The organism is Streptomyces sp. ADI96-02, from assembly GCF_003846185.1.
GTDB lineage: Bacteria > Actinomycetota > Actinomycetes > Streptomycetales > Streptomycetaceae > Streptomyces.
This window is the reverse complement of record NZ_ML123034.1, coordinates 6459628-6476328: the sequence shown is the minus strand read 5'-3', so window position 1 is coordinate 6476328 and position 16701 is coordinate 6459628. Positions and strand designations below refer to the sequence as shown.

Sequence of the window (16701 nt, the reverse complement as noted above, 5' to 3'; positions counted from 1 at the left end):
TGGACGTGCCGGGGCGGAGGGTCACGCCCCCCAGCCGGCCTGCCGGCCGCCGACGCGCTCGGCGGCGGTCCGTTCCGCCCAGCCGGAGCGCCGGTAGGCGGCCATCGGGTCCGGGTCGAGGCCCTGTTCCTCGCGGACCTCCGCCAGGAGCGGGCGCACGTCGGTGTTGTAGGCGTCCATGAGCACGGCGTTGGCCGCCAGCACGTCGCCGGAGCGCTGGGCCGCGGCGAGGGCGTTCCGGTCGACGAGCAGGGCCTTCGCGGTGGCCTCCTGCACGTTCATCACGGAGCGGATGATCGCGGGAATCTTCGCCTCGATGTTGTGGCACTGGTCGAGCATGAAGGCGATGTCCGGGGTGAACCCGCCGCCGCGGACGACCTCGTACATGATGCGGAAGAGCTGGAAGGGGTCGGCCGCGCCCACCATGAGGTCGTCGTCCGCGTAGAAGCGCGAGTTGAAGTCGAAGGCGCCGAGCCTCCTCTCCCGCAGCAGCGTCGCGACGATGAACTCGATGTTGGTGCCCGGGGCGTGGTGCCCGGTGTCCACGACGACCTGCGCCTTCGGGCCGAGCTTGAGGCAGTGCGCGTACGCGGTGCCCCAGTCCGGTACGTCGGTGGTGTAGAAGGCCGGCTCGAAGAGCTTGTACTCCAGCAGCATCCGCTGGGCGTCGCCCAGGCGCGCGTACACGGCGGCGAGGGCTTCGGCGAGGCGGTCCTGCCGTTCGCGGATGTCGTCCTGGCCGGGGTAGTTCGTGCCGTCGGCGAGCCAGAGCTTCAGGTCCCTGGAGCCGGTCGCGTCCATGATGTCGACGCACGCGGTCAGGTGGTCCAGCGCCTTGCGGCGCACCGCGGGGTCCGGGTGGCAGACGCTGCCGAGCCTGTAGGCGTCGTCCTGGAAGGTGTTGGAGTTGACGGTGCCCAGGCGCAGGCCGCGCTCCTCGGCGTACGCGGCGAGCGCGGCGAAGTCGTCGACCGTGTCCCACGGGATGTGCAGCGCGACGGTGGGCGCGGCGCCGGTGAACTCGTGCACCTTGGCCGCGTCGTCCAGCTTCTCCCGCGGGGTGCGCGGCACGCCGGGCTGGGCGAAGACCTTGAAGCGGGTTCCCGAGTTCCCGTAAGCCCATGAAGGGGTCTCGACGGCCTGGGACGTGAGCGCGGCCTTCACCGCGGCGGGCTCGGTCACTTCGGCGCTCCTGTGTGACTTCGGTGTGAACGAGAATGAATCTGAAACGATTCACGCGGTGAAGCTATGAGCCTGCCCCTGGCACTGTCAACCCCTCGAACGCCCTCGCCCGCACGGCAGTTCACCCGCGAAGGCGGCGACCGGGCTTTTCGCCGCGCGCCCATTGACTCGGCCCGCGTCACGTGTCTACCGTCCCGGCAACTCATTTGAAACCTTTCACGGTGTCGCGAGGACGCCCTCCGCACCGTTGAGGAGCCCCCAATGACCCACCGGTCCGCACAGGATCCGGCCCCCGTGCTGGCGCTGAGGGAGATCTCCAAGTCCTTCGGCGCCGTGCGGGCCCTGCGGGACGTGTCCCTCGACCTGTTCCCCGGAGAGGTCCACGCCCTCGCCGGGGAGAACGGCGCGGGCAAGTCGACCCTGATCAAGACGCTCGCCGGCGTGCACCGGCCCGACGCGGGCAGCGTCCTGCTGGACGGCGAACCCGTCGTCTTCCACGGGCCCGCCGACGCGCGGGAGGCCGGCATCGCCGTCATCTACCAGGAACCCACGCTCTTCCCCGACCTGTCGATCGCCGAGAACATCTTCATGGGCCGTCGGCCGCGCCGCTCGCTCGGCCGCATCGACCACCGGGCCACCCGTGCCGCCACGGCGGCGCTGATGGAGCGGCTCGGCGTCGGACTCGACCCGGACCGCCCGGCGCGCGGCCTCTCGATCGCCGACCAGCAGATCGTCGAGATCGCCAAGGCGCTCTCCTTCGACGCCCGCGTCCTGATCATGGACGAGCCGACGGCGGCTCTCACCGGCAGTGAGGTGGCGCGGCTCTTCGGCGTCGTCCGCACGCTGCGCGAGCAGGGCTCGGCGGTGCTGTTCATCTCGCACCGGCTGGAGGAGATCTTCGGCGTCTGCGAGCGGGTGACCACCCTGCGGGACGGCGCGCTGGTCTCCAGTGAGGCGCTGGCGGGCATGACGGAGGAGGACCTGGTCCGCCGGATGGTCGGCCGGGATCTGGACGAGCTGTATCCGAAGCAGGCCGTCGAGCCGGGCCCGGTCGCGCTGAGCGTCCGCAGGCTGACGCGCGAGGGCGTCTTCACCGACGTCTCCTTCGACGTCCGGTGCGGCGAGATCGTCGGCCTGGCCGGACTGGTGGGCGCCGGGCGTACGGAGGTGGCGCGGGCGGTCTTCGGGGTGGACCGGTGGGACGCCGGGGAGGTCGAGGTCGCCGGGCGGCGGCTGGCCAACGGCGCTCCGTCCACCGCCATGGCCGCGGGGCTCGCGCTCGTCCCGGAGGACCGGCGGGCCCAGGGCCTGGTGATGGGCATGTCCATCGAGCGGAACATCGGCCTCACCGGCCTGCGCACCACCGTGCGGGCGGGTCTGATGGACCGGGGCGCCGAGCGCGACCGGGCGCTCGACTGGGCGGTCAGGCTCCAGGTCAAGTACGCCCGCATCGCCGACGCGGTGTCCACCCTGTCCGGCGGCAACCAGCAGAAGGTCGTCCTCGCCAAGTGGCTCGCCACCGCTCCCGCCGTGCTGATCGTCGACGAGCCCACGCGCGGCATCGACGTCGGCACGAAGGCCGAGGTGCACCGGCTGCTGAGCCGGCTGGCCGCCGACGGAGTGGCGATCTTGATGATCTCCTCCGACCTGCCCGAGATCCTCGGCATGGCCGACCGGGTGCTCGTCATGCACGAGGGCCGCCTCACCGCCGAGATCCAGCGTTCCGAAGCGACCGAGGAGAGCGTGATGGCCGCAGCCACCGGGAGGGCCGCCGCATGACGACGACCGCGACCGAGCCGGCGCCCGCCGGGGCGACGACCGCCGCGAGCGGCGCCCGGCTCGTCGACCGCGTCCTCAGGATGCGCGAACTCGCCATCCTGGTCGTGTTCCTGGTGATGATCGCCGTCACGCAGGCGGGCAACGGCGCGTTCCTGTCCGAGCAGGGGATCAAGGACCTGCTGCTCAACGCGACGATCCTGGTGCTGGTCGCCACCGGCCAGTCCCTGGTGGTCATCACGCGCAACGTCGACCTGTCGGTCGGCTCGACGCTCGGCATCAGCGCCTTCGCCGCCGGCGCGTACCTCCAGGGCGGCGGGAACCCGTTCACGGCCGTGGCGCTGTCCGTGCTGCTCGGCGTCGGCTTCGGCCTGCTGAACGGGCTGCTGGTCAGCCTGGGCCAGGTCCCGGCCCTGGTCGTCACCCTCGGCACGCTCTACGTCATCCGGGGCGTCGACTCCATCTGGGTCGGCTCCCGGCAGATCACCGCGGCCGACCTGCCGGGCGGCTTCGTCGACTTCGGCTCCGGCGGCGTCTCGGCGGTGCCGTGGCTCGCCCTGATCGCCCTGGCGCTGCTCATGGCCACGGCGTACTACCTCAAGCACTTCGGCAGCGGACGCGAGTTGTACGCGCTCGGCTCCAACCCGGAGGCGGCGCGGCTGGCCGGCATCCCGGTGCGCCGGCGCATCCTCCTCGCGTACACCTTCTGCGGGGCCCTCGCGGGACTGGCCGGCGCACTGTACCTGGCCCGGTTCGGGAACGTCGACTCCGGCACCGGCACCGGCTACGAACTCACCGTCGTCAGCGCCGTCGTGGTCGGCGGCGTCGTCTTCACCGGCGGCTCCGGCAGCGTGTACGGGGCGGCGCTCGGCGCGCTCCTGCTGACCTCGGTCAACAGCGTGCTGCCCGCTCTCGGCGTCAGCTCCGTGTGGGTGCTCGCGATCAACGGCTTCCTGCTCATCCTCGCCATCGCGGTCGACCGGATCGTCGCCCTGCGCGTGGCGTCCGCCCTGAAGAAGAGGAACGCCCGCCATGGCTGACTTCGCATCGCGCGCCATCCGCTGGGACACGGTCGTCGGGGCCCTCCTCGTCGTGGTCCTGCTGCTGTCGTTCGGCTTCGTCGACGGGTTCGGCAACGCGCTGAACCTGTCGTTCCTGATCGGCAACACCCTGCCGATCGCGTTGATCGCCCTGCCGATGACGCTGCTGGTGGTCTCCGGCGAGATCGACCTGTCGGTGGCCTCGACGGCCGGGCTCTCCGGCGCGGTGATGGGCGCGCTGTGGAACCAGGGCCTGACCATCGAGGTGATCATCCCCCTCTGCCTGCTGCTCGGCACCGTGTGCGGACTCGTCAACGGGCTGCTCGTCACCCGCCTCGGCCTCCCCTCGCTCGCGGTCACCATCGGCACGCTCGCCGCCTACCGGGGCATCGCGCAGATCGTCCTCGGCTCGGACGCCGTCACCGACTTCCCCGGCCCCTACCTGGAGTTCGCGTCCGGGCGGATCGGCGACACCTTCGTCCCGTACGCCCTGGCGCCGTTCCTGGCGCTGCTCGCCGCCGCCGTGCTCACGCTGCACGCCACCGGGTTCGGACGCTCCCTGTTCGCCACGGGGGCCAACGAGGAGGCGGCCCGGTTCGCCGGCGTCCGGGTGAAGCGGCAGAAGCTGGTCCTGTTCACCCTGACCGGTCTGATGGCCTCGCTCACCGGTGTCTTCTGGGCCCTGCACTACGCCAGTGCCCGCTTCGACAACGCCACCGGCCTCGAACTCTCCGTCGTGGCCGCCGTCCTGCTCGGGGGCATCGACTTCGACGGCGGCAGGGGCACGCTCGGCGGCGCGATCGCGGGAGTCTTCCTCCTCGGCGCGCTGCAGAACGTGATGAGCCTGCTGAACGTCTCCGCGCAGTCGCAGATCGTCGTCACCGGCGTCCTGCTCGTCGTCTCCGTGCTCGGCCCGCGGGTCGCACGGCAGATATCCGTCGCGAAGGCGGGGCGCAGAGCCGCCCCGGCCGCGACCCCGGCACCGTAACCAGCCTCCCGAAAAGGACTCCCCCGCCATGCGCAGCTCCTCCGTCCGCCGTGCCTGTGCCGCCCTCGCCGCCGTCACCTCCCTCGCGCTCGCCGCCACCGCCTGCGGCGGCACGTCCAGGAGCGACGTGCGGAAGGAGGGCCCGTCCGCCGCACCGGGCGGGAAGGCCGACCCGAACGCGCCCACCAAGAAGGGCCTGACCGTGGGCTTCCTGCCCAAGCAGGTCAACAACCCCTACTTCACCACCGCGGACAAGGGCGGCGAGAAGGCCGTGACGGAGCTGGGCTCCCGCTACAAGGAGGTCGGTCCCAGCAGCGCCACCGACACCGCCGGCCAGGTCTCCTACGTCAACACCCTCACGCAGCAGCAGGTCGACGCCATCGCCGTCTCCGCGCAGGACCCGGGCGCCCTGTGCACCGCGCTGAAGCAGGCCATGAGGAACGGCATCAAGGTCGTCACCTACGACTCCGACACCAAGACCGACTGCCGCAACGTCTTCGTCTCGCAGGCCGGGGCCGAGGACCTGGGCCGTACCCAGATCCAGCTCCTCGCCGAGCAGATCGGTCACCGGGGCCAGATCGCGGTCCTCTCCGCCGCGCAGACCGCGACGAACCAGAACCTCTGGATCGACTACATGAAGGACGAGCTGAAGGACCCGAAGTACAAGGACATCGAGCTGGTCAGGGTGGCGTACGGGAACGACGACGCCCAGCAGTCGTTCCAGCAGACCCAGGGCCTGCTCCAGGAGTACCCGCGCCTGGCCGGGATCGTCTCGCCGACCACCGTCGGCATCAAGGCCGCCGCCCAGTACCTGTCCGGCTCCAAGTACCGGGGCAAGGTGAAGCTCACCGGACTCGGCACCCCCAACGACATGCGCAAGTACGTCAAGAACGGCACCGTCGACGCCTTCGAGCTGTGGGACCCGGCCAAGCTCGGCGAACTGGCCGGCCACACCTCGATCGCGCTGGCGTCCGGGCAGATCACGGGAGAGAAGGGGCAGACCTTCGAGGCGGGTGACCTCGGCTCCTTCACGATCGGCGAGGACGGTGTGGTCAGCCTCGGCAAGCCGACCGTGTTCGACGGGAAGAACATCGACGCGTTCGACTTCTGACCGCCGCCGTCCCGCACCCGCCCCGCGCCTTCGTACGCCGTCCGGGCCCGCACAGGCCGCCGCACCGCACAGGAGCCCTCCGTATGACACCTCGCGCGTCGCCCTCCCGCGCCACCCGGTCCGCGGCGGCCGGACCCGCGGGTAGGGTGAGGGTTCGTCCGGCGTTCCTCGCCCCTCTGGAGGTCTCCGTCTGATGGCCCGGTCGGTGGGTATCAAGGACGTGGCCCGAGTCGCCGGAGTGTCGGTGGGCACGGTCTCGAACGTCATCAACCGTCCCGACTCCGTCGGTCCCGAAACACGGGCCCGCGTGCGGTCCGCGATCGAACGGCTCGGCTACGTCCGCAGCGAGTCGGCCCGTCAGCTCCGGGCCGGGCGCAGCCGGATCATGGGGCTGCTCGTGCTCGACATGGGCAACCCGTTCTTCGTGGACGTGGCCCGCGGGGCGGAACGGGCCGCGCGCGAGGCGGGGCTCGGCGTCATGGTCTGCAACAGTGCGCAGAGCCCGGCCGAGGAGGCGGAGTACCTGGCGCTCTTCGCCGAGCAGCGGGTGCGCGGAGTGCTGCTGACCCCGGCCGACGCGACCGGGCGCAACATCGACGCCTTTCGCCGGCACGGCATCCCGTTCGTCCTGGTCGACCGGGTCGCCGAGGGCACCACCGAGTGCTCGGTGTCGGTCGACGACGTGGCGGGCGGCGCGCTCGCCGTGCGGCATCTGATCGACGCCGGGCACCGCTCCATCGCCTACGTGAGCGGTCCGCCCGGCTTCAACCAGGTCCAGGACCGCCGCACCGGTGCGCTCGGCGCGCTGGCCGAGGCCGGTCTCGGCCCGGATGCCCTGCGGGAGCTGCCGACCGGACGGCTCGACGTGGCGGCGGGGCGTGACGCGGGGGCGCGGCTGCTGGGCCTCGCCGACCGGCCGACCGCCGTGTTCTGCGCCAACGACCTGCTCGCCCTCGGGGTTCTGCAGGCGCTGTTCGCCGCCGGGGTGTCCGTCCCCGGCGACCTGGCCCTGGTGGGCTACGACGACATCGAGTTCGCGGCGGCGGCGGCCGTCCCGCTGACCTCCGTACGGCAGCCGGCGACGACGATGGGCGCGCTGGCGGCCCGGCTGCTGCTGGAGGAGACCGAGGCCGGGGCGGTGCCGGGGGCGCACGAGCACCGGCGCGTGGTGCTCCAGCCGGAGCTGGTGGTGCGTCGCTCCAGCCTCGGCGCTGTCCCGGGCTGAGCGGACCACGCGCCACGCCCGCCGCCCGCCGTCCGGTTTCGCGTTTCGCGTTTCGGGGGGCGGCGGGCGGCGCGGCGTCAGCCGCGGGGCGCGGACAGGTCAGGGCTGGACCACGATCTTGCGGCCGAGGCCCGCCTGGAACCGCTCGACCGCCTGCGGGTACTGCTCCAGCGGCAGCCGGTCGCTGATGAAGACCTCCGGGTCCAGCACCCCGGCCGCGAACAGCGCCGCGGCCCGCTCGTAGCTGTGCAGGACCGCCATCGAGCCGGTGATGGTGATCTCCTGGTTGTAGATCCGGTAGGGCTCGATGACCGCCGTCGTGGCGTAGTCGGCGACGCCGAACTGGAGGAACGTGCCGCCCTTGGCGACCCGCCCGAGGCCGTCCTGGATGGCCGCCGCGTTGCCGGTGGCGTCGATCACCACGTCCCAGCCGCCCGGGCGGTCGAACTCCTCGGCGCGCGCCGCCGACCCGGAGCAGCCGAGGAGCGTCGCGGTCGCCAGGCGCTGGGGGTTGACGTCCAGGACGTCCACGGAGGCGGCGCCGGTGCGCTTGGCCAGCTCCAGCATCATCAGGCCCATGGTTCCGGAGCCGTAGATCAGCACCTCCGCGCCCAGGTTGCCGTTGAGCACGTCGTAGCCGCGGACCGCACAGGACAGCGGTTCGATCAGCGCGGCGTCCCGGACGTCGACGTGGTCGGGCAGCCGTACGCAGTTGGCGGCGGGCGCGACGGCGAACTCGGCCGCTCCGCCGGGGACGGTGACGCCGATGGCGGCCCAGTTGTCGCACAGGTTGCCCCTGCCCGAGCGGCAGTAGCGGCACTCGTGGCAGTGCAGGGACGGGTCGACGGCCACCTTGTCGCCGACGGACAGCTCCGTGACGTCGGCGCCGACGGCGACGATCTCCCCGGCGAACTCGTGCCCGGGGACGATCGGCAGGGTGGGGGCGAACTCGCCCTGGAGGATGTGCAGATCGGTGCCGCACAGACCGCAGGAGGCCACCGAGACCACCACGTCGCGCGGTCCGGGCGAAGGGTCCGGGACGGTGGTGACGGACACCTTGCCGGGGGCCTCGACGATGGCTGCCCTCATTTGACTGCTCCCAGGGAAAGGCCCTGGACGAGTTTGTCCTGGGCGGCGTAGCCGGCGACGAGCACCGGCAGGGACACGACGACCGACGCCGCGCACAGCTGGGCGAGGAAGAGGCCCTGGCTCGTGACGAACGTGGTCAGGTGGACGGGTGCGGTCCCGGCGACGACGCCGGTCAGCACCCGGGCGAACAACAGCTCGTTCCAGCTGAAGATGAAGCAGATCAGGGCGGTGGCGGCGATGCCGGGCCCGGCGACCGGGGCGACGACCCGGCGCAGCACCGTGGGCAGCCGCGCGCCGTCGACCTGCGCCGCCTCGATGATGGAGACCGGCACGTCCGCGAGGAAGGACTGCATCATCCACACCGCGATCGGCAGGTTCATCGAGGTGTACAGCAGGACGAGCAGCCAGATGTTGTCCAGCAGGCCGGCGTTCTTCGCGAAGAGGTACACGGGCAGCAGGCCGGCGACGACCGGCAGCATCTTGGTGGAGAGGAAGAAGAACATCACGTCCGTCCACTTGCGCACCGGCCGGATGGAGAGCGCGTAGGCGGCCGGCAGTGCGAGGAGGAGGACCAGGACGGTGGAGAACACGGACGCGGACAGCGAGTTGACCAGGGGCGGCCAGGGCGTGGCGCCGCCTCCGTCGCCGAAGAACGTCCGGTAGCCGTCCAGGGTCAGCGAGGCGGCGAGCGAGGGCGGGTTGGTCGCCGCGTCGGCCTCGGCGTGGAAGGACGTCAGCACCATCCACAGGGCGGGCAGGCAGAAGACGACGCCCACCGTCCAGGCGGCGACGGCCGCCAGGGTGGCGCGCCGACGGGCCCGGCGCGGCGGCGGCGAGCCGGGCGCGGTGCGGCCACGGGCGGCGGGAGCGGGTGCGGTCGGTGCGGTCGAGGCGCTCATGCGCGGCTCGCCTCCTCGCGGAAGAGGGAGGAGACCACACGGAGGGCGAAGGTGGCGATGATCATGGTGCCGATCACCACGACCACACCGGCGGCGGACGCCAGCCCGTACTCGTGGGCCCCGTAGAAGGTCTCGTAGACGGTGTACGGAAGGTTGGCGGTGCCGAGACCGCCGGAGGTGATGGTGAACACCGCGTCGAAGTTCTGCACGATGTAGACCGATCCGAGCAGCACGCCGAGTTCCAGGTAGCGGCGCAGGTGGGGCAGGGTCAGGTGGCGGAAGATCTGCCAGGGGCCCGCGCCGTCCAGGCGTGCGGCCTCCAGGATCTCCGCCGGCCGGCTCTGCAGTCCGGCCAGCAGGATCAGCATCATGAACGGCGTCCACTGCCATACGAGTGCCGCCTCGACGGCCATCAGCGGCATCGTGGAGGTCCAGTCGGGCTGGACCATGTCCTCGATGCCGAACAGGTTGCCGATCCAGGTCAGCGCCCCGTTGAACAGCCCGTACTCGGGGTTGTAGAGCGCGTGCTTCCACAGCAGCGCGGCGGAGACCGGCACGATCAGGAAGGGGGTGATGAGCAGGGTCCGCACCAGGCCGCGGCCGAAGAAGGCGCGGTCGAGCAGCAGGGCGAAGGCGAGGCCCAGCAGGACGCTGGCGATCACCACGGAGGCGGTGAGCACCACGGTGGTCACGACGGACTCGCGCAGCGCCGGGTCGGTGAAGACGGAGGCGTAGTTGGACAGGCCGGTGAAGCGGCGCTTGTCCGGCTTCAGCGAGTTCCAGTCGAAGAGGGATATCACCAGCGTTGCCACGAAGGGCAGTTGGGTGACGGCGATGAGGAAGACGAGTGCGGGAAGGAGCGGCGCGCGGGTCGCCCACGCGCGTGCTCTCCCGCCCCGGGCAGGGTTCTTCCGCGGGGCCGCCTGCGCGGCGGCCGGCGGCCGGGTGGCGGTGGCGGTCATCGGTACTCCTCGGCGACCTTCTCGGCCAGCTTCTGGGAAGCGGAGAGCGCGGCGTCCACCGACTGGCGGCCCGCGATGGCGGCGCTGATCTCCTGTGCCACTTTGGTACCGAGGTCGGTGAACTCCGGTACGCCGACGAACTGGATGCCCGCCGTGGGACGGGGCTGGGTGCCCGGGTTCTTCGGATCGGCCTCGGAGATGGCCCGCTCGGTGACGTCGGCGAACGCGCCCGCCTCCTTGCGGTAGGCGGGGTTGGCGTAGGTCGAAGCGCGTTTGCCGGCGGGTACGTTGGCCCAGCCGCTCGTGGAACCGACGAGCTCCTCGTACTCCTTGCTCGACGCCCAGGAGATGAACTTCCAGGCGTCGTCGGGCTTCCTGGACGCCTTCTGCATGCCCCAGGCCCATGTGTAGAGCCATCCCGAGCTGTCGGTGCGCTCGACGGGGGCCGGAACGTAGCCGATCTTCCCCTTCACCGGGGAGCCCTCGGCCTCCAGCGAGCCGGCGCCGGCGGTGGCGTCGTACCACATGGCCGTCTTGCCCTGGGTCATGTTGTTCAGGCATTCGGCGTAGCCGGACTGGGGTGCGCCGAGTTCGCCGTGCTCGCGCACCAGGTCGACGTAGAACTCCGTGGCCCTGCGGAACTCGGGCGAGGTGAGCCGCGGTTTCCAGTCCTCGGTGAACCAGGTGCCGCCCATGGTGTTGACGACGGTCGTCAGCGGTGCGATGACCTCGCCCCAGCCGGGGAGCCCGCGCAGGCAGATGCCCTTCATTCCGCGCTGCGATCCGTCGGCGCGGGCGGCGAGTCCGGCCACCTGCGTCCAGGTGGGCTTCGCCGGCATGGTGAGCCCTTCCGCCTCGAAGACGTCCTTGCGGTACATGAGGAAGGACGACTCGCCGTAGAACGGCTGGGCGTAGAGCTTGCCGTCCTCGGCGGTGAGCGATTCGCGCAGCGGGGGGAGGATGTCCTGCTGGTCGAAGGCGGTGTCGGCGTCGGCGTAGGCGTCCAGCGCGTGCAGCCAGCCGTTCTTGGCGAAGAACGGCAGCTCGAAGTTGCTGATGGTGGCGATGTCGTACTGACCGGCCTGGTTGGAGAAGTCCTGGCTGATCTTGTCGCGGACGTCGTTCTCGGGCAGCACCGTGAAGCGGACCGTGATGCCGGTCTCCTTCGTGAAGTGCTTCGCGGTGAGCTTCTGCAGTTCGACCATCTGCGGGTTGTTCACCATCAGGACGTTGAGCGCGTCGCCGCCTCCGAAGGAGGTCCCGCCCGCCCCCGCGCATCCGGCGAGCAGGGCGAGGACGGCTGTTCCGGCGCACAGGCGGAGGAGGCGGCGTGGTCCGTGCCGTCGTCGGTGGTGGCGCATGGGTACTCCTGATCAGTCGTAGCGGCTCGGTGATCGGGCGTGCGGGGGCAGGGCGAACCGGGCCCGGGGGCGGGGCCGGGCGGGTCGCGGGAGGGCCGTGCGGCCGGGCGGGATCAGACCCGGATGACCTGCGGGCCGAGGAGGGAGTAGCGCTGGGCCTCGGCGGAGGGGAGCCCGACGTCGGTGACGATGGCCTCGAAGTCCTCGACGCCGGCGAACCGGCAGAAGCTCACCGCGCCGAACTTGGCGTGGATGCCGGCGAAGACGCGGCGCCGGGAGCTGCGCATGGCCTGCGCCTTGACCTCGCTGACGGCCGGGTCCGGGGTGGTCAGGCCGTACTGGCGGGAGATGCCGTTGGCTCCGACGAACGCCAGGTCGATGACGAAGTCGGCGAGCATCCTGGTCGCCCAGTGGTCGACGGTGGCCATCGTGCCGCCCCGCACCCGGCCGCCCAGCAGGAGCACCGCGATCTTGTCGGCGTCGCCGAGGACGGTGGCGACGGCGAGGGAGGCGGTGACGACGGTGAGCGGCCGGTCGCGCGGAAGCGCCTCGGCGACGAGCTGCGGGGTGAACCCCTCGTCGATGAAGACGGTTTCGGCGTCCTGGAGCAGGTCGGCGGCGGCGACCGCGATCCGCGACTTCTGCGGGACGTTGCGGGTGGTGCGGACGGCGAGCGTGGTCTCGAAGCCGGCCGACTCGACGGGGTAGGCGCCCCCGTGGGTCCGGCGGACGAGGCCGTGCTCCTCCAGGAGGTGCAGATCGCGGCGGACTGTCTCCTTGGCCACCTGGAACAACTCCGCGAGCGCGTTCACCTCGACCGACCCTTCCCTTCGGGCGGTGTCGAGAATTCCCCGGCGGCGTTCCTCGGTGTCCACGGTCGCACTTCCCTGATCCTCGCGGCGGCCCTGTTCGGGCCGGAGCCCGTCCGTTCGGTCCCCTGTGTCGTTTCTACAAGCACGGCGAGTGGCTCGACCAGCTTCTTCGCCGTATCCCCTGTGCCCGTTCACGCCCGTTTCCCCCAGGGGGGCACCGCTGGTCAGACCGGTGGCGGCGCGCACAACGGGCGCCTCGGCCGCCCGTTTCGGCCGATGCGGGGCCCGAACGGCGTCCGGACGGGGTCCGGACGCCCGGACGGACCCGGCCGGTACCGTCGACCCGATTGCCTACCCGGCGCCGGGTGCGCGGACACACCGCGTCCCGGCACCCCGGGGAAGCGGGTGCCGGGACGGGCGGGGCAGGCGCCGCTACTTGTCCTTGAAGGCGTCCTTGGCCTTCTCCTTGGCGTCGCGCAGGTCGCCCTTGGACTCCTCCGCGCGCCCTTCGGCCCGCAGGGACTCGTTGCCCACGGCGCCCCCGACCGTCTTCTTGACCTTGCCCTTGGCCTGCTCGCCCTTGGCCTGTGCCTTCTCGTCCGCAGCCACAACCGCTCACATCCCGTCGTACTGGAAAACCTTGCCGCCCTCCGTCTCTCCCCGGTTCCGGCGGCTAAACCAGGAGAGTTGCCGCGGGGAAACTCTCGCGCGGGAATCACGCGGAGAAGTCACGGAAAGGAATTACGGGAACGCATCAGGGGAACGCATCGCGAGGCCATGCCCGCCGTCGGCGTAATACGCCCGCCCGGCGGGACCGCCGGGGACGCTGACCCGGTGAACAACGCGCAGACAGACAAGAGCGCGGACCGGCTGATCGCCCTGTCCGACGGCATCTTCGCGATCGCCATGACGCTGCTGGTCCTCGATGTGCGCGTGGAGCCGGGACTGGACTCCGCCGGTTTTCACGACGCCGTCCGCGGCGTGCTGCCCGATCTGGGGGCCTACGGGCTGAGCTTCATGATCCTCGCCGGCTTCTGGCGCGACCACCGCCGCCTCACACCTCTGGTGCACCGCACCGGAAGGCTCTCGGTCCTGCTGGAGCTCGTCTGGCTCTGCGCCATCGCCCTGCTCCCCTTCCCCACCTCACTGCTGTCCGAGTACGCCTCGCAGCCGCTGGCCGTCACCATCTACGCGGGAGCCGTCACCATCACCAACCTGCTGGAGCTGGCCTGGCTGCACGCCGGCCGCTCCGGCCCCCGCGGCGCCGGGCGGACCGACCCGGACGCGGAGAGGGTGGTCCGCTCCGTGACCGCCGACCTGAGCGCGACGGCACTCGTGTTCGGCGTCAGCATCGTCCTCGCCTACACCGCCTCGGCGCCGACGGCCCTCTGGTCGTGGCTCGCTCTCTTCCCGATCAGATTCGTACTCGGACGCCGGAGCCGCGCCGCGCGGCCGAAGCCCTCGCCGTAGTCCGAGCCGTGCCCCGGTGGCGCCGCGTTCACCCTGCCGCAACGCCCGTTCCCGCTCATCGGCGCCTCGGGGTCCGGGAAGTCGACGCTGCTGCGCTGCGCGAACCTCCTGGAAGAGGTCGACGACGGGGCCGTCTGGCTGGACGGTGTGGAGATCACGGACCCGCGGGCCGACGCGGACGCGGTGCGTCGCCGGATCTGCGTCCTCTTCCAGGCGTACGACCTCTTCCCGCATCTGACGGTCCTGCAGAACATCACCCTGGCCCCGCGCCACGTCCACGGCCTGTCGCGGGTCCGGGCCGAGGAGCGCGCCCGCGAGCTGCTGGAACGGCTGGGGCTCGCGGCGCAGGCCGACGAGTATCCCGACCGGCTCAGCGGCGGGCAGCAGCAACGGGCGGCGATCGTCCGGGCGCTGGCGGTACGCCCCCGGCTGAGGTGGTGGACCAGGTGTGCTTCCTGGACGCGGGAGTGGTGCTGGAGCGCGGCACTCCCGACGAGGTCTTCGGCGCACCCCGGGAGGAACGGACCCGGCGGTTCCTGCGCCGCGTCGTCGAAGCCGGACGGCTGTAGGGCGGCGGGGCGGCGGTCGCCTCCGACGCCCGTCCCGCCGCGGCTCAGTCCTCGACGGACGGCCGGCGGGCCAGGTACAGACCGACGCCCAGGGCCAGCAGCAGGACGCACACGGCGAAGACCAGGCCGGCGTTCCTCAGTCCGAGCCAGAGCGTCAGAGCGCCGACGCCCACGACGGGCAGGGAGATGCCCAGGTAGGCGACGACGAAGAAGGCGGAGACGGTGCCTGCCCGGTGCTCGGGCGGGGCCGCCGCGCTGATCGCCGTCATCGCCGCGCGAAACGCGAGCCCCTGCCCCAGACCACCGCAGACCGCTCCCGCGACCAGCACGGGCAGCGACTCGGCCAGGAGGGAGGCGGCCACCAGCGCCAGACCCGCGACCAGGACGAGGCAGCCGCCCGGCAGGGCCCGCCGCGCCCCGACCCGCCCCATGAGCGCCTGACCGACCGTGGAGGCGAGGAACACGGAGAAGACGACGGCTCCGGCCAGGGCCAGGTTGTGCACGTCCAGGGTCTCGGCCACGAACGTCGGCGCGACCGCGGTGAACAGGCCCAGCAGGGCGAACCCGGCGAAGGCGGCGAGCGCCGAGGTGGTGAACACGCCCCGCACCTGTGGCGGTACGTCCAGCCCCTGTGGCTTCAGCCGCAGCCGGCGGGCGCGGGAGGCGACGGTCTCCGGCAGCAGCCACGTCAGCACCGCGGCGACGCCGATCAACGACAGGTGCACCACGAAGGTCAGCTTCAGGGGCCAGGGGGCGTACTGGGCGAGCAGACCGGCGAGCAGCGGGCCGCAGCCCAGACCGCCCATGTTCGCGGCGGTCGCCGCCAGACCCGCCCGTGCCTCGTGCCCGCGTGTGGCCAACTCCATGACCGTGACCGTCGCGGCGCCGCTCAGCAGCCCGGCGGCGAAGCCGGACAGCAGACGGCCCGCGAACAGGGCGGGGAGCCCGCCCTCGAAGAGGAAGCAGAAGGCGCTGGCGGCCGAGAATCCCAGCGCGGCCAGCAGAACGGGCCGACGGCCCACATCGTCGGAGACGTTCCCGGCGAGGAGCAGGGTGGCGATGACCCCGAGCGCGTAGACGGCGAACACCACCGTCACCATCAGCTCGGAGAATCCGAGCTGCTCCCGGTACAGGCCGTACAACGGGGTGGGCAACGTGGTGCCCGCCATCCCGATGGCGAAAACGGCGGCGGCGGCCGGATAGCCCGGCCGCCTCCTTCCCTCCGCGTGCGGAACAGAACGGTTCATCGACGTGCACTCCCTCGCTGCGCGGTCGTGGGAATGCTCGCACAGGCGGGACGTCCTTGGCCGCACGCGGGACGGTTCGACACGCGCAGCAGGTCCGTCGACTCTCAGGTCCGCTGGACCGTAAACATGATCCTGTTGAGATCCTTATTCATGATCGCCGTTTCCGGCGATTTCCAGCTCTCCGTCGCATAGTAGTTCCCATTGGGGTGCCGGACGAGTACGGTCTGCGGGACTTTCTCAACCGGAAGGTTGGCCATGGGATCGGCATAGTTCACCGGGCCTTTCGCCCAGCTACCATCGGGCTGACGCGCGAACTGCTCTGTGACCATCACCGGGCTACGGCTTCCTTGTCGCGGAGCGGTTCCCAGGTAAACAGTCGGCCCGTCGGCTCCGAACGCTTCCGGGATTCCGTTGGCGCTCCGGTACTGATCCACCTGGCTGTTGTGCCACGGCACGTCGTAGCCTACTTCTTTGGTGAAGAACAGATTGTTGCTCGGGACCTCTGCGGGCGGCCTTGGCGAAGTGGAGAAGAGTCCGCCGCGCGAGGGTGCAGCAGGGGTGGACGGTTTCACGAGCTGCGCCGAACCGGAATTCTTCCAGTTCTTGTACGCTCCCTGCGCCTTGCCGTACAGGCTCTGCGCTGACCCCTGTATCTTCTTCGCGGCTGCGGGTGCTTTCGCTGCGCCGACCACGCCGCCGGCGATGCCTCCGGCGAGGGCGACGACGTCGAAACCGGTGCGGACGTCGTCCGGCATGAAGCCCTGGCCGTTGTTGGCGTGGGCCGCGATCTGGTCGGCGGCGGAGCCGACGGTGGCGGCGGCGGCGCCGATGGCGATGGCGACGGGGACGGTCATGGTGCCGCCGGAGGCGATGGTGGCGGCGGCGAGGCCGATGCCGGCCAGGGCCATGTCGAGGTAGGGCATTCCTTCCCAGCCGAGGAAGTCGTCCGTGAACCATTTCCAGGCGCTTT

At 71.3% G+C, this 16701-nt stretch carries 15 protein-coding genes and 1 pseudogene; 7 read left to right on the top strand and 9 right to left on the bottom strand.

Annotated features, from left to right (window positions below):
- Nucleotides 1–21 precede the first annotated feature (21 nt).
- Nucleotides 22–1182, bottom strand: coding sequence for an L-rhamnose isomerase (gene rhaI, locus EES43_RS28315; protein ID WP_124271401.1), 1161 nt, complete (start codon nucleotides 1180–1182; stop codon nucleotides 22–24).
- A 261-nt stretch (nucleotides 1183–1443) separates the two neighbouring features.
- On the opposite strand from rhaI, the gene EES43_RS28310 reads away from it, so the two are divergent.
- The 5 genes from EES43_RS28310 to EES43_RS28290 all read left to right on the top strand — a co-directional run bounded on the left by EES43_RS28310 (nucleotide 1444) and on the right by EES43_RS28290 (nucleotide 7322).
- A complete protein-coding gene (locus EES43_RS28310; protein WP_124271400.1) occupies nucleotides 1444–2961 on the top strand; it encodes a sugar ABC transporter ATP-binding protein in 1518 nt (505 codons plus the stop codon).
- On the top strand, nucleotides 2958–3998 hold the full coding sequence (locus tag EES43_RS28305) for an ABC transporter permease (RefSeq protein ID WP_124271399.1): 1041 nt from the start codon (nucleotides 2958–2960) through the stop codon (nucleotides 3996–3998). The genes EES43_RS28310 and EES43_RS28305 overlap by 4 nt, the downstream gene beginning before the upstream one ends.
- Entirely contained in the window at nucleotides 3991–4986 is a 996-nt protein-coding gene (locus EES43_RS28300) for an ABC transporter permease (protein ID WP_124271398.1), read from the top strand. The genes EES43_RS28305 and EES43_RS28300 overlap by 8 nt, the downstream gene beginning before the upstream one ends.
- Nucleotides 4987–5014: 28 nt before the next feature.
- A complete protein-coding gene (gene rhaS, locus EES43_RS28295) occupies nucleotides 5015–6097 on the top strand; it encodes a rhamnose ABC transporter substrate-binding protein (protein ID WP_124271397.1) in 1083 nt (360 codons plus the stop codon).
- 193 nt (nucleotides 6098–6290) lie between these two features.
- Nucleotides 6291–7322 carry a LacI family DNA-binding transcriptional regulator gene (locus EES43_RS28290; RefSeq protein WP_124271396.1) on the top strand — a complete coding sequence of 344 codons (1032 nt, stop codon included), beginning with the start codon at nucleotides 6291–6293 and terminating at the stop codon, nucleotides 7320–7322.
- A 99-nt stretch (nucleotides 7323–7421) separates the two neighbouring features.
- Here EES43_RS28290 and EES43_RS28285 read toward each other — a convergent pair whose 3' ends face one another.
- The 6 genes from EES43_RS28285 to EES43_RS28260 form a co-directional block, all read right to left on the bottom strand.
- The gene (locus EES43_RS28285; RefSeq protein ID WP_124271395.1) at nucleotides 7422–8411 is read right to left on the bottom strand and encodes a zinc-dependent alcohol dehydrogenase family protein; all 990 of its coding nucleotides are present in this window, start codon (nucleotides 8409–8411) and stop codon (nucleotides 7422–7424) included.
- Complete coding sequence (locus EES43_RS28280) at nucleotides 8408–9310, bottom strand: carbohydrate ABC transporter permease (protein WP_124271394.1); 903 nt, start codon at nucleotides 9308–9310, stop codon at nucleotides 8408–8410. The genes EES43_RS28285 and EES43_RS28280 overlap by 4 nt, the downstream gene beginning before the upstream one ends.
- Nucleotides 9307–10272, bottom strand: coding sequence for a carbohydrate ABC transporter permease (locus EES43_RS28275; protein WP_124271393.1), 966 nt, complete (start codon nucleotides 10270–10272; stop codon nucleotides 9307–9309). The genes EES43_RS28280 and EES43_RS28275 overlap by 4 nt, the downstream gene beginning before the upstream one ends.
- On the bottom strand, nucleotides 10269–11633 hold the full coding sequence (locus EES43_RS28270) for an ABC transporter substrate-binding protein (RefSeq protein ID WP_124271392.1): 1365 nt from the start codon (nucleotides 11631–11633) through the stop codon (nucleotides 10269–10271). The genes EES43_RS28275 and EES43_RS28270 overlap by 4 nt, the downstream gene beginning before the upstream one ends.
- Before the next feature lie 113 nt (nucleotides 11634–11746).
- Nucleotides 11747–12508 carry a DeoR/GlpR family DNA-binding transcription regulator gene (locus EES43_RS28265; protein WP_124271391.1) on the bottom strand — a complete coding sequence of 254 codons (762 nt, stop codon included), beginning with the start codon at nucleotides 12506–12508 and terminating at the stop codon, nucleotides 11747–11749.
- A 369-nt stretch (nucleotides 12509–12877) separates the two neighbouring features.
- On the bottom strand, nucleotides 12878–13054 hold the full coding sequence (locus EES43_RS28260) for a CsbD family protein (protein WP_124271390.1): 177 nt from the start codon (nucleotides 13052–13054) through the stop codon (nucleotides 12878–12880).
- A 225-nt stretch (nucleotides 13055–13279) separates the two neighbouring features.
- On the opposite strand from EES43_RS28260, the gene EES43_RS28255 reads away from it, so the two are divergent.
- On the top strand, nucleotides 13280–13915 hold the full coding sequence (locus EES43_RS28255) for a TMEM175 family protein (RefSeq protein ID WP_277426081.1): 636 nt from the start codon (nucleotides 13280–13282) through the stop codon (nucleotides 13913–13915).
- Between the two features lie 54 nt (nucleotides 13916–13969).
- Nucleotides 13970–14484: pseudogene (locus EES43_RS28250) on the top strand (ATP-binding cassette domain-containing protein); the annotation flags it as partial.
- Nucleotides 14485–14528: 44 nt separating this feature from the next.
- Here the strand turns inward: EES43_RS28250 and EES43_RS28245 are convergent.
- Together EES43_RS28245 and EES43_RS28240 are read right to left on the bottom strand one after the other, a co-directional pair.
- Nucleotides 14529–15731 carry an MFS transporter gene (locus EES43_RS28245; protein WP_124271388.1) on the bottom strand — a complete coding sequence of 401 codons (1203 nt, stop codon included), beginning with the start codon at nucleotides 15729–15731 and terminating at the stop codon, nucleotides 14529–14531.
- A gap of 104 nt (nucleotides 15732–15835) precedes the next feature.
- Nucleotides 15836–16701, bottom strand: an 866-nt coding sequence (locus EES43_RS28240) for a hypothetical protein (protein WP_206430139.1), incomplete at its 5' end; no start/stop codon positions are given.